Here is a 13,542-nt window from a genome sequence, read left to right on the forward strand (position 1 = left end):
AATTGAAGTGAAAGTCGGGTTATTTAAATGCAAACAAAAATTATAAACTACAAATCATTTCAAACTAATAACTTAAATCTTTGTGTTGGTTATTGTGAAAACAAAGTAATTTACTTAGGAGATCATAGCTCAGATTTAAAGCAACTCTTTGCCAAGAAAAATTATGTTTTTAATGAAGATCCCCATCTGGATTTAACTCAGATTTTAAATATTTTAAATCAGTTCTTTCAAGGGCAACCTGTTGATAAGTATGTAACTGAGTTTATGTTAATTGGTACTCCCTTTCAACAAAAAGTTTGAAGAACTTTAGCAAGATTAAGTTGAGGAAAAACTCAAACTTATGGGGAATTAGCAGCCAGCATCCAAAAACCCAAGGCTGTGCGAGCAGTTGCTAGTGCAGTTGGTAAAAATCCAATTTTTTTGTTAATTCCTTGCCACAGAATTATTGGGAAACAAAGTCAACTAAAATTTAGGGGTGGTAGTGCCTTAAAATTACAACTTTTAAATAATGAGGGTGTCTTTCTGTCAAAATAAGAAATCTCCAACCATTAAGTTGGAGATTTGCTGTTTTGTTCGATAGTTTTTTCACCTTGGTTTGCTGCTTTTTTAGAATCAAGTTTTTTGGTTAATAAGCATAATTGTGTAACTCCAATGGCAATCCCATAAATTACAATAATAGCCACAAATAACAATGATCATGCCAATCCTGGATTTACATAAGGATTTAAAACCTTATATGAATTTCATCAAACTAATGTTCCTGAATCAAAAGCAAAACCATGCACTTCAACATAAATTGCTAGACGAATTCAACCATAAATTACTCATGCCATTGGTAAAATTAACACATAATAACTCTTATAAATTAAGTAGTTTTTAAAATCAATTTTCTCATATTTGGCAAAGAAACCTAATAATACAAAGACAATTGCTGGAGCAATTAGGTGAATATTTACAGTTACTATATTTTTCATTCAAGAATTAGTAAAAATAAACCCTTCCCCTTTTACTAGTTGTAAAAAAACATCTGGTCAAAAGACAAGTGCCACCACAACACTGTAAGTAGCTAAGTTAATAATATTGAAAAAGTACTTTTCAAATTCAGACTTTTCATTTTTAAATGCAAGTCTCCCCAAAAAGACAATTCCGTAAAGTACGCAATACAATGCATACCAATTAGTAAACGCCACAAACATTCAAGCAAACAATTGATCTACTGTATATAAACTTGGTCCAGCAGCAGTTGGTTTAAAGTAATCATAGTGCATCAAACGATCAGTGGCATCAAAAATAATCCCACTAATTGGAAAGAAGATTAATAGTCCCATTAAAACCAATAATGAGATTTTAATACTCTTTTTATAACTTGACAATTTATACATTTCATTCCCCCTTCTAAAAATTATATCAAATTTTTGTTTTAACACTAAAATATTGCAAATAATTTTGAGTGAAAATGACTTAGTCCATTCATTCCAATTCAATATCAAAGATACGCACATAATCACCTTTTTGTGCACCTTTTTCACGTAAGGTATCATAGACACCAAGTTTTTTTAACTTTTCATTAAACAATAGCAAATTGTCATCAGTTGAAATTGGTGTTTTTTGATAAACTTTTAAAACATCAGCTCCACTAACACTTCAACGACCATTACCCAAGTTTTTAACCTGGACATCTTTAGTATCACCTTCAAATTTGTAAACTTTATAACCAATTGCCACATCATCATTAATTAGTCATAAAGGTTCATCTTTAACTTGTTCTAAAGCATCACCAATGGTTAACAATAATTTTTCAATATTTTGTTTTTTTAAACCAGAGATTTCTACAATCAATTTGTTTGGATACTTTTCTTTAAAATAAAGCACATTGATTTGAGCTTCATCTAAGTCAATTTTATTAGCCACAATTATTTCAAATCTTTTGTCTAAGTTTAAATTATATTCTTTTAATTCATGTTTAATTAATTCATAATTTTGGACCACATCTTCAGTTCCATAATTTCCTGACATATCAATAACATGACAAATAATGCGACACCTTTCAATATGTCTTAAAAACTCATGCCCTAACCCTTTCCCTAAACTTGCCCCAGCAATCAATCCAGGTAAATCTGCCACAGTAAAAGTTCGCCCACTTTTATCACGACTGACACCTAATTGTGGGTTAATTGTTGTAAATGGATAATCTGCCACTTCTGGTTTTGAATTTGAAATAGCTCTCAGAAGTGTTGATTTTCCAGCATTTGGTAAACCAACAAACCCAACATCTGCTAAGACTTTTAACTCAGCTTTTATGTTAATTTCAATTGCTGGATCACCTGCTTCAAAAATTGTTGGAGCCTTATTTCTTGAATTAGCAAAGCGAGCATTCCCTCTGCCCCCTCTACCACCAATTGCTAACACTTGGGTTTGATCATTTTCAATAAAATCTGCTAGTAATTTATTAGACTGAGCATCATACAAAACTGTTCCAACAGGAACTTTAATGATGACATCTTTACCATTTTTCCCATGCATATTTTTAATATCACCTTTAAAACCATCTTGAGCTGCATAAAATTTTTGCAACTTTAAATCCAAAAGTGATGATTTACCTTCATCAGCTACAAAAATGACATCGCCGCCTTTGCCGCCATCTCCTCCATTCGGACCTCCATCTGGAACATAAAGTTCATGACGAAATGAGACAGCTCCATCGCCGCCTTTGCCTGATTTGATATTAAAATAAGCTAAATCTACAAATTTCATTTTACTTCCTCATCTCTGTGTTATTGCTCTGCAACTGTTGAAATTTGAATCTCTCCATCAATTAATTGCTGATAACAATTATCACAAGCAAATGTTGGTACACCAATTGAAGCATTATAATCATCAAACTCTTGTCAAGCATCAATTAATGGTGTTAAACTTGCTTCTAAATCATCATCTTCAATGTTGGGTTGCGATGCCAATATCTCTTGTGCTAAGGTTCCTACAGTTTTTGGAGCATTGGTAACAACATAACCAATTTCATCAATACCACAAACTGAACAGGCAATCCCAAATAATTGAATCATAATATTTCTAGGATCTTCAAATTTTTTAAAGTCCTCTTGTTTGAATTCTGTTTTTTTCATACTATTTTCCTTTACACTAAACTCTTATAATATTAACATAGTTAGTTATAAATACACTAATTAAAAAGAATAACCTAGTTAGTTATTCTTTGATGGCTTTTAATTCATATAAATAATCTTTAAAGTGAACCATTTTTTCTCGCAGATTTGTTAGTATAGTAACAATCTTATCAATATAATTAGTGTCAATAGCTTTAACACCATTATCAATTATTTCACTTAATTGGTGATCAAACTGATTGCACAAAGCATTAAACTGTTTCACATATTTTGCTACTGCTTCTGCTTGTTCTTTTCAATAAGTGAACTCTTTTTCAAATTCACTGTCAATATCTTCAAGTTGCAAGGCACTGTAACGAAAGATTTCATTAATAATGTTAGAGCATTTAATTGCTGATACTTTTGAACGACTAATGTATTTTTGTAATCCACCAATTGCTTTAGTATTTAATTGCTCAACTTTTGAAATTTCATCACTACTTGGTTCATCACCAAGTAGATCATCAATTTTATTTAAACAACTATCTAAATCAATATTTAAATTATAAAGTTCTCTATCTTTGTGCTTTTTGACAAAAAACTTTGAATCTGAACGATAAATGTATCAAGCAAATAAAATAGATATAATGGCTGCAATTGCTCCAAGCAAACCTCCAATTACATTTATGTACTCTGTTCAATGCACTGCTAACATCATTTTACCTCCTGGACTTGTAATTTATTATACCAAAAAGCCAAATAATCTCTAAATGTTGTAGTTAAAAGCTAGCTTGATATTTTTCCAAAAGCATCAAGGCTTTATCATGATTGTATGTTAATAAATTTGTTAATGGTTTTTCTCACTCTAACCCCAAAGCTTTTTTTGAGTGCATAATAATAAAAGCTAAAACATCATTAAGTTCAAATTGATCAAGTCTGAAAATTGGAAAAACATTGTAAAAGTAGGCACTTGCATAGTTTTTACAAACAGTATATAGACTAGGGTTTTTTGAATTTACTAACAGTTCTAATTGCATTTCTAAATCTGCTAAAAATTTTTGTGATTCAGAAACATCAAAAGTTGCTGGATTAAAAATAATCTCAATTTTATTATCATTTTTATATACTAAAAAATCTTCATCAACTTTCTGCTCAATTAAAATCATCATTAAAAAAGTTTTGTATTCATTTTTAATTGCCTTATCTTGTAAGTAGGTTTTAATCAGTGGGATGATTTGGCGAGCATTTAACCCTCTTAATGCTTCAAATGCTAACAAATGCATTTCTTGATTTAAACTTTGTTGCATTATTTGGGCCACCTTGTCGACATTTCAAGTTAACATTGAATCATCTAAATCATTCACTAAATGTTGATTAATGATTTGGTTATACTCATAGAGTTTAACCTCAATGTCACCTGGAATGTAGGGAGCTGCCAATTCATTGGTAATAAGTTTTGCAGCATTATTGTATTCTTGGTTGTCAATGAAAATTTGGATATCTTTTAGTAATGTTTCATAATAATTATCTGCCATTGTCATTACCTCAATTCATAATTTATTTTAAACTAATTTTTTTAAAATCTTTAATAAGTTTTATTAAAAAATCAACTTCAGCAATTGTGTTGTAAGAATTAAAGCAAACCCTTATTGAGTTTTGACCCATTAAATCTCGGCCAACAAATAAATTTTGAGCCTCAGTAAATTTCATAAACTCATCAGAAACCATGTAATCAGGTAATTTTAATGCCATTAAATTAGTAACAGCATCATGTTCTTGATTTAAATAAATAATTTCTTTGTCATTTAATTTCTGCAATAGATGTTCTCGCAAATTTTTAATTTTAGCTTTAATTTGGGGAATATTAAAGATTGTGTATTCAAAACATTTTTTAAAATCCATAAATAATAATGTGTTGATAGTGTTTGGAAATTGATTTTTCTTCAAAAAATCTGCATATAACTTTAGTGATGAGTAACTGGCATTACTAAATAATGGTTCAGTTGCTACATCAATATCTGTAACAATGAAATTAAATCCAGGCATAGCATGAAAAGTTTTAGCAGAACTATAAATTGTAAAATCTGCATCAAAATTATATTTATCATTACCTTCAAAATAAAAAACTGGCAAGCTAATTGCATCCATAAATAAATATTTACCTGTTTTTTTCAATGCCTTGTAGATGTTTTTATAATTAAAAAACTCACCTGTACTGGTTTCTGAAGCAATTGCATAAAAAACTGTTGCTGGTTCTTGACTAAAAATTTCTACTAATTCAGCCTCTGATTTATTAAAAATATCACGAGCATATTCATTAACTTTGATGTTGTTACCTTCCAAAACATTTGCAATGTTATGTGCTCAATAACCTGTGTTGATCAATCCTGCACATTTTTGTTGCTTTTTATCAACACTTCTTATAAAGAGGTCAATTACATCTGTTCCTGGAATTGGATACAAGTAAGCATGTTGCTTTTTAAAATATGTTTTCATTTCTGCAACCAATTCTGCAATTAGGTTTTGCATTTCATATGAACGGTGAAAAACTGCTCTTTCTTTATCTAAAATTCCTTCAACCTTTTGTGGTCCAGGTGTAAAAATCACTGATTTGGTATTCATGACTTGCCTCCATTTTTAAAATATTATACTCTATTATTTAGTGTAATTTTTAAGAAATATTTATTTTGCACACTCTGGGAAATAAAATCTCTAACCTTGGTTAGAGATAAAAATTACAGTTCGTGGATAATATCTTTGGCAGTATTTACAATTTTTGCTCCATTTTTTAACCATAATTCAGTGCTATCAGAAACTTTTTCATTAAAAGTTGTGACAAAAATTTCTTTACCTTGATTTAAGCAAAAGTTTAATAGATTTTCATACCTATCATCTAAAACAAATTGGGTAAATAAAACTCCAGCACACATTGAACTAACTAAGCGATCAGTTAAATCCCGATTAGCACAGACATTAAAATTGTAGATCTCACTAATAACCAATGCTTGGTCTGACACTTCAAGTTCATTAGTTTGTACTATAAAACTATTTATACTTTGTTTTAGAATATCAATATAGGGGATTTGTTTTTGACGACAATAGTTAATAATTTCATTATTTAAGCCTTCGTTTTCAAATGTAGCTATGACCATATCTTCTTGATGAAGTTAGCTTATAAGTTTTACAACTTTTTCTTGTGTGGCTAAATCAACATTTTTACCCCCAACAATACCAATAATTTGTTTGTTTGAATTTAACAAGCTAATTTCACCTTGGTAAAAGATCACAAATGGCGGTTTATTGGTACTTTTAAAGCAATTTGGGTAATATGGACTTAAGATTGTAATGTAATTACAAGTAACTTTGGTAATTGCTCGATGCAATTCACTAACTGTGACACGTTCTTTGTTTAGTAAGGCTTGATAAATATCATCTCATTGACCTTCATATTTTAATGTCAAATACAATAAAATTGATTCCATTTTAATTTAGTTGCATAATTTTATTTGCAACTAACTCATTTCCATAGTTTTGTGAGTCAGTAATTCCAAATGAGACTAATCTGCCTTCAATTGCAATGTAAGCTTGATCAAAATAATCATCCTCATCACCTAACACGCTATTTCAAATTTTGACATTGATATAATCATTTACAACTGTATTTTCTTTGGCCTTAGATCATCTAGGCACTCTTAAGACAAATTTATATAATTTTTTATTTCCATCTTTTGAACTATAAATCAATTGTGGGGCACCTTCAATTTGTCCGATTATTGTTACATTATTCATTTTTTTACCTCCAATAATACTATCGCTATTTTTGAGGCAATTTCGCCAAAAATAATGAACTTTTTTTTATTTTATTTTTTAATTTAATCAAACAATTTGGAGTTTGTTATTAATATCATTTAGTAAAATGGCAGCTAAAATTAATTATAAAAAAATGAACGCTTATGTTCATTTTTAAATAGCCTTCTACTTTTTAGTAGTTTTTGTTGGCATTTTACTTAATTGTTCACTAAAATTTTGTTTAATTTGTTCTTTTTGACTTAAATATTGCTCTTTGAAACCAGATTTTTGTTCAACAAATTTCTGTTTTAAGTCTTTTTTATCAGTTGCTGACAGTTCATTATTTCTGCTAGCTTTTTCAAAAGTCTTAGTAACATTGGCAAGTTCATCTAAATATTGATATTTATTTTCTTTAAGTTGTAAAATCTGATTTTGTTTAATTATGGCACGATCATTTAATAAAGGGGAACCCTCTTCAATCATACCTTCAGATTTTGCCACAATTGGGGCGGCTGCAACAGCCGCTAAAACGTTGTTTCCCGTTCTTCCCATATCAAATAACCCATCAAGTGGAGCTATAACTGCTAAAACTGCATCAACATAACCTACAAAACCAAGTCCACCAAGAACCCCAACAGTTACAACTGTTGCAGTTCCAGGAATCCCAGCAATTCCTAGTGAGGCAATTAAAGTAACTACTAGCCCCATAATAAAGAACACTCAAATGTTTAAATCATGCACTATAGTACCTGGACCAGTTCCAGTTCAAAGGATGCTTGTAACTAATCCTGATTGAACTCCAGCACAAGCCATTAATCCCATTGTAGTTGATAGTGGAGCTACTGTACTAGTAACTGCATCACTAATCTTTAAATCATTGCGGATTGTGTCGATTGTTGTTGGTAAAGTTGCATTTGATGATTGCGTTGCAAAACCTTGTAATAATGGTCTTCAAGCTTTTTTTCATCAAGCTCCAATTTTTAATCCTGAAATTCTAACCAATAAAGTTAATCATAAAATTGAAATAAATATTCCTAAATAACCAATTCCAATTATTTTTCCTAAAGTTGCTAGGGCACCAATTGGACGAGAAGTTATTGACACTGTAATCATTGACATAACTGCTAAAGGCATAAATTTCATAAATGTCATCAAAATTGACATTGAAACATCTCAACCTGTATCCATGGCATTTCTGATTGCTTGCATTTGCACAGCTTTTCTTTTACTTAAAATTTTTACTGAACTTCCAGCTAAAGCACTAATTACCATTACTGGAATAATTGATGACCCTGCTAAGGTTGCAAAAATGTTGGTTGGAAAATAACCTGAAATTAGGTTAGGAATTACTACTGCTTGGTAACGTTCATTATTTGCAATAGCACCATCAAGGTTTGGTTGTAGGTTCAACCCTCCCCCAGCATTTAAAAAGTATCCTAAAATAAAAGTTACTGTAAAAGCAAAAGCCACATTTGATAACAATAGGGCAATCCCTTTAATACTAATACGTCCAACACCTTTTTCACCAGGTTTTGAAGTTACTTTAAAAATAGCTATAAAAACAATTGGAATTGTTAATAAAGTGATTCCATTAATAAAGATACGTTTGAAGAATTGAGCTCAGTTATTTAATTCATAAACTCAATAAAGTTTACTATCTGGATCACTAAACTTTAATATTCCCAGTTCTTCACTACCATTGAAATATTCAGTGGGTAAAAAACCAATAATGGCTTGGATGATGATTCCGTAAACCAATCCGATTCCAAAACCAATAATAACACGATACATGAATTGTAATTTAATCTTCTTTAAAAAGAATCAAAAACCAATCTGAGTTGCAATAAACAACGTGATTGCAACTAGTGATTGCCATTGACTTATCCCAACAAAGTCACGTAGCATTGTGTTTGCTAACATTAGATTCCCTCATTTCTTATTTATTTAATTTAGCTAATGCAATATGCAAGATATCTGTTGTTCGAGCAAATGGAGGTGCATAAATTAAGTCAATTTGCTCTAAAGCTTCATCAACTGGAACTTTGCTTCAAATTAAAGCTGCTAAAGTATTAATTCTTTGCATAGCTTTAACAGCACCACTCATTTGGGCTCCTAAAATCTGACGTGATTTTATATCCATAATAATTTTTAAATAAAGATCTGTTTGCCCATTAACATAATTGGTTTGATCTTTGTCTTTAATTAATACTGTTCTAATTTGATAACCTTGCTTTTTGGCTTCAAATTCCCCCAATCCTGTCCTTGCATAACCTAAATCAAAAACTCTAACAACTGCACTACGGATTGAACCAACAAATTTTGCTGGCTTATTTGCAATATTATCTGCAATTACTCTTGCAATTTTACTTGCTACAGTTGCTAGTGGTGAGTAAATTAACTCACCAGTAATATAGTTTGATGATGTTGCAGCATCACCCCCAGAATAGACATGATCAATATTTGTATGTCCAGTTTCATCAATAATGATGGCACCATTTTCTGCCAATGCTAGTTTTGTGTTTCTTAAAATTTCAGTATTTGGTCTAAAACCAAGTGCTAAAACCACTGCATCAACTTCAATAAGCGAATTATCTGCTAAAACTACTGCCTGAACTTGGTCAGTACCCTTAATTTCAGTAACTTTTGTGCTCAAATGAACATTAATCTTGTTTTTTTCTAGATTTTCTTTAATAAACTGTGAAAACTCTGGGTCAAAAGCATTGGGAGAGATACGTTCTTCAAGTTCAAATAAATGAACATTTTTGTTTAATTCACTAAGAGTTTCACTCATTTCCAAACCAATAAATCCTGCTCCAATTACAGCAACGTTTTTTATGTTTGGGTTTTGCATTGCTTTTTTTAACTCAATTCCATCTTCAAGGGTTGTTAAAGTATAAACATTTTTTAACTCTACCCCTACTAGTGGAGGAATATATGGTGTTGCACCTGTAGCAATTACCAAGTTATCATAACTATCTGTTTTATTATCAAAATAGACTAATTTATTTTCAAAATCTATTTTAAAAACTTGTGTATTTGGAACAATGATGATACCATTTTCTTCAAATGCTGTGATTGAACGAGCAATTAAATTATTTGGGTCACTAAAGTTTCCAGCCACAAAGTATGGCAAACCACAAGCTCCTAATGAAACATAACTTTTTTCTTGATAAACCACAATAGTGGCATTGGGATCATTTCTCTTAAGTCTAGCAGCCACTCCCATTCCAGTAGCACTACCACCAACAATGATTGTTTTCACATTAAAGATCCTCATATTTCTATTCCAAAAATATTATACGCTAATATAAATTGATAAGTTAACAAATAATTTTCATTTTTTAATAATTTTTTGACTTACTTGAAACCAATAACAAAGGATTTATTAAAAAAATAGTTTATTTAATTGGTGTTTTAAAAAGTAAATTTTTACTAATAGAATAAATAATTTATAAAAAATACACTTCCCTATAGAAGTGTATTAAATGGTCTATAACTATCTAAAAGCTTTAAGAACTTTGATTAGGTTTAGGGATTTCTTTTCTATCAAATCAAATGGAATAACCATTTGCATTTAAAACTCCTTTTTCAGTAATAAAGAAACTTTCATATTTGTTTTCATTAGGATTAAGGTCTCAAAAGATTGATGATTCAAGTACTTTTACTTCAACATAACCATATTGAATAAATGTATCATATGCACTTTTAATTTCATCAATCACTAGTCCATTAAATTCTGAAAAGCTATGATCTTCTAAGGTTCATTCATCATATCCATTTTTAGATTCATATCTCATTTTTGGAAAAATAAGTTTATACATTTCAAATATGCCTGATGGGGCATTATTTGGGAATTTATAATCTAAATATGAGTATGTTTCATCTCCATCTTTGTCTTTAAAAACTCAGTCATTTATTGTTTTATTTTCACTATAATCTCTTTCAAACTTAGACACTGCATATCTAAGAGGGCTGGCAATTCTGTTTCTCATAGAATATTCTATTTTTGCTCAAAATTGCCACATGTTTTCATCTTGATTATGGCCCGACCAGTTTTTTCTAGATGATATTTGATACAGATCCTTTAAGTCATAGAATATTTCACTTTTTTCCATTTGCATTTTCAAAAACTCTTTAAAACTATCAAATTTAACAAGTTCTTTAACTTTAGGGATTTCTTCCTCTTCTTCGGGGATATATCTTCTTGGAGTACATGAAACCACATTTATTACACCAATGGCACTAACTGAGATTGCTCCTAATATTGATAATATTTTTCTCATTTTCTTTTTTCTCCTTAATATATTAATTGATAAATTTCTCGAACAACTTGTTCAAGATCTTGATCATTTGATCAATAGAAGTTTTTTGTAATGTTGTTGTCTTTATAAACATAAACAAGTTCTTTTTTATAAATTGTTGTTACTGATGCTATTAAATTTATATTTGTTTTGTATGATAGAATTGCATTTTCATAACTGTTAAAGTATAAATTTTGTCCACTGGTTTTATATGTGTAAACATTGTATTTTCCGTTTGAAATTAAATCTGTAAATGAATTTTTAATATTCTTAATTTCAGCTTTGTGAACATAACTTGTTTTAATATTTAAAATTGATTTTAACTTTAATCATCTTGATTATCTTCTGGGGTTGGGATTTCTTCTCTATCAAATCAAATGGGATAACCATCATTATTTACAACATCTTTCTTGGTGATAAAGAAACTTTCATAACCGTTCTCATTGGGTTTGAGGTTTCAAAAAATTGATGATTCAAGCACTTTTATTTCAACATAACCAAACCTTTGATAAGTTAAAAATGTATCAGTGTTTAGATCAATTACAAGAGCTTTTGACTTTGTATAATCGTCAGGTACAATTGTCCAATCTGCTTCATTTTCATCAGATTGAACTCTAATCTGAGGATAAATAATGCCATAATAGTCAATAAATATCTCTTCCATTTCTTTTCCTAAAGTTTTATTTAAATAAGTATATGTTTCATCTCCATCTTTATCCATGAAAACTTCAGTATTAACTTTACCACTGTCTCTCCAAAGACTTCAACGTGAAATATTTATTGATTTTTTAACACCATCTCGCATTAAATCAAGTTTCTCTAAAAATGACTTCTCTGTGCCATCATTTGATCGAAAACTATATGTATCAAATCAAACTATGTCACTTTTTTCCATTTGCATTTTTAAAAAGTCTACAAAGCTATCAAATTTAGCAAGTTCTTTAACTTCAGGAATTTCTTCCTCTTCTTCAGGGATATATCTTCTTGGAGTACATGACACCACATTCACTATACCAATCGTACTAACTGAGATAGCTCCTAATATTGATAATATTTTTCTCATTTTCTTTTTCTCCTTAATATATTAATTGATAAATTTCTCGAACAACTTGTTCAAGCTCTTGATCATTTGATCAATAGAAGTTTTTTGTAATGTTGTTGTCTTTATAAACATAAACAAACTCTTTTTTATAGATTGTTGTTACTGATGCTATTAAATTTATATTGTTTTTATATGTGTAAACATTGTATTTTCCATTTGAAATTATTTATAGTTTACCAACATTATTCTTATCAAATTAATAATCTCTGAAGCAAGATTATAACCCCTTATTGTTATTTATTGTTTTAATTATCATCTAGTATTTAACTTCCTAATCATTTTTTCGTGGTGGAATATCATTTGTATCAAACCAAATTCGAAAACCATCATCATTCACTAACCCATATTCAGAAACATAAAAACTTTCATAACCATTTTCATTTGGTTTGAGATTTCAAAAAATTGATGACTCAAGTACTTTTATTTCAACATAACCAGACCTTTGATAAGTTCGAAATGTATCATAGTTTTGATCAATTACAAGAGCTTTTGACTTTGTATAATTGTCAGGCACAATTGTCCAATCTGCTCCATTTTCACCAGATTGAACTCTAATCTGAGGATAAATAATGCCATAATAGTCAATAAATATCTCTTCCATTTCTTTTCCTAAAGTTTTATTTAAATAAGTATATGTTTCATCTCCATCTTTATCCATGAAGACATCATTATTAACTTTACCACTGCTATTGTAATTTCTCCAAAGACTTCAATGTGAAGTATTTATTGAATTTTTAACGCCATCTCGCATTAATTCGAGTCTCTCTAAAAATGACTTCTCTGTGCCATCATTTGATCAAAAATTATATGTGTTAAATCGAACTACATCACTTTTTTCCATTTGCATTTTTAAAAAATCTATAAAACTATCGAATTTAGCAAATTCTTTAACTTCGGGGATTTCTTCCTCTTCTTTGGGGATATATCTTCTTGGAGTACATGAAACTGCATTTATTACACCAATAGTGCTAACTGAGACTGCTCCTAATATTGATAATATTTTTCTCATTTTCTTTTTTCTCCTTAATATATTAATTGATAAATTTCTCGAACGACTTGTTCAAGATCTTGGTCATTTGATCAATAGAAGTTTTTTGTAATGTTGTTGTCTTTATAAACATAAACAAATTCCTTTTTATAGATTGTTGTCACTGAGGCTATTAAATTTATATTGTTTTTATATGATAAAATTGCGTTTTCATAACTATTAAAATATAAATTTTGTCCATTAGTTTTGTATGTGTAAACA

The 13,542-nt window shown here is 29.6% G+C and carries 15 protein-coding genes; 1 reads left to right on the forward strand and 14 read right to left on the reverse strand.

What is annotated here, in order from left to right:
* Positions 1-27: 27 nt before the first annotated feature.
* Positions 28-534 carry a methylated-DNA--[protein]-cysteine S-methyltransferase gene (locus tag SCLAR_RS05070; RefSeq protein ID WP_100254850.1) on the forward strand — a complete coding sequence of 169 codons (507 nt, stop codon included), beginning with the start codon at positions 28-30 and terminating at the stop codon, positions 532-534.
* Positions 535-548: 14 nt separating this feature from the next.
* On the opposite strand, the gene SCLAR_RS05075 is transcribed toward SCLAR_RS05070, so the two are convergent.
* The 14 genes from SCLAR_RS05075 to SCLAR_RS05140 form a co-directional block, all read right to left on the reverse strand.
* The gene (locus SCLAR_RS05075) at positions 549-1,382 is read right to left on the reverse strand and encodes a hypothetical protein (RefSeq protein ID WP_100254851.1); all 834 of its coding nucleotides are present in this window, start codon (positions 1,380-1,382) and stop codon (positions 549-551) included.
* A 79-nt stretch (positions 1,383-1,461) separates the two neighbouring features.
* Positions 1,462-2,754, reverse strand: coding sequence for a GTPase ObgE (obgE, locus tag SCLAR_RS05080; RefSeq protein WP_100254852.1), 1,293 nt, complete (start codon positions 2,752-2,754; stop codon positions 1,462-1,464).
* Positions 2,755-2,774: 20 nt separating this feature from the next.
* Positions 2,775-3,122, reverse strand: coding sequence for a hypothetical protein (locus tag SCLAR_RS05085; RefSeq protein WP_100254853.1), 348 nt, complete (start codon positions 3,120-3,122; stop codon positions 2,775-2,777).
* Between the two features lie 82 nt (positions 3,123-3,204).
* Positions 3,205-3,819 (reverse strand): hypothetical protein, encoded by a 615-nt coding sequence (locus tag SCLAR_RS05090; protein ID WP_146638068.1) that lies wholly within the window; start codon positions 3,817-3,819, stop codon positions 3,205-3,207.
* Positions 3,820-3,880: 61 nt separating this feature from the next.
* The gene (locus tag SCLAR_RS05095) at positions 3,881-4,636 is read right to left on the reverse strand and encodes a DUF3196 family protein (RefSeq protein WP_100254855.1); all 756 of its coding nucleotides are present in this window, start codon (positions 4,634-4,636) and stop codon (positions 3,881-3,883) included.
* Between the two features lie 22 nt (positions 4,637-4,658).
* Complete coding sequence (locus SCLAR_RS05100; RefSeq protein WP_100254856.1) at positions 4,659-5,723, reverse strand: aminotransferase class V-fold PLP-dependent enzyme; 1,065 nt, start codon at positions 5,721-5,723, stop codon at positions 4,659-4,661.
* A gap of 113 nt (positions 5,724-5,836) precedes the next feature.
* Positions 5,837-6,253: a hypothetical protein gene (locus SCLAR_RS05105; protein ID WP_100254857.1), complete on the reverse strand. Its 417-nt coding sequence runs from the start codon at positions 6,251-6,253 to the stop codon at positions 5,837-5,839.
* Positions 6,254-6,268: 15 nt separating this feature from the next.
* Complete coding sequence (locus tag SCLAR_RS05110) at positions 6,269-6,583, reverse strand: DNA-processing protein DprA (protein WP_100254858.1); 315 nt, start codon at positions 6,581-6,583, stop codon at positions 6,269-6,271.
* A gap of 1 nt (position 6,584) precedes the next feature.
* Entirely contained in the window at positions 6,585-6,890 is a 306-nt protein-coding gene (locus SCLAR_RS05115) for a single-stranded DNA-binding protein (protein ID WP_100254859.1), read from the reverse strand.
* Between the two features lie 186 nt (positions 6,891-7,076).
* Positions 7,077-8,810 (reverse strand): dicarboxylate/amino acid:cation symporter, encoded by a 1,734-nt coding sequence (locus SCLAR_RS05120; protein WP_100254860.1) that lies wholly within the window; start codon positions 8,808-8,810, stop codon positions 7,077-7,079.
* A gap of 16 nt (positions 8,811-8,826) precedes the next feature.
* A complete protein-coding gene (locus tag SCLAR_RS05125; RefSeq protein WP_100254861.1) occupies positions 8,827-10,152 on the reverse strand; it encodes a CoA-disulfide reductase in 1,326 nt (441 codons plus the stop codon).
* Positions 10,153-10,399: 247 nt separating this feature from the next.
* Positions 10,400-11,173, reverse strand: coding sequence for a lipoprotein (locus tag SCLAR_RS05130; RefSeq protein WP_100254862.1), 774 nt, complete (start codon positions 11,171-11,173; stop codon positions 10,400-10,402).
* A 343-nt stretch (positions 11,174-11,516) separates the two neighbouring features.
* Positions 11,517-12,254 carry a lipoprotein gene (locus tag SCLAR_RS05135; protein ID WP_100254863.1) on the reverse strand — a complete coding sequence of 246 codons (738 nt, stop codon included), beginning with the start codon at positions 12,252-12,254 and terminating at the stop codon, positions 11,517-11,519.
* A 310-nt stretch (positions 12,255-12,564) separates the two neighbouring features.
* Positions 12,565-13,302 carry a lipoprotein gene (locus tag SCLAR_RS05140; RefSeq protein ID WP_100254864.1) on the reverse strand — a complete coding sequence of 246 codons (738 nt, stop codon included), beginning with the start codon at positions 13,300-13,302 and terminating at the stop codon, positions 12,565-12,567.
* Positions 13,303-13,542: the final 240 nt, after the last annotated feature.

This window comes from Spiroplasma clarkii, assembly GCF_002795265.1.
GTDB classification, from domain to species: domain Bacteria; phylum Bacillota_I; class Bacilli_A; order Mycoplasmatales; family Mycoplasmataceae; genus Spiroplasma_A; species Spiroplasma_A clarkii.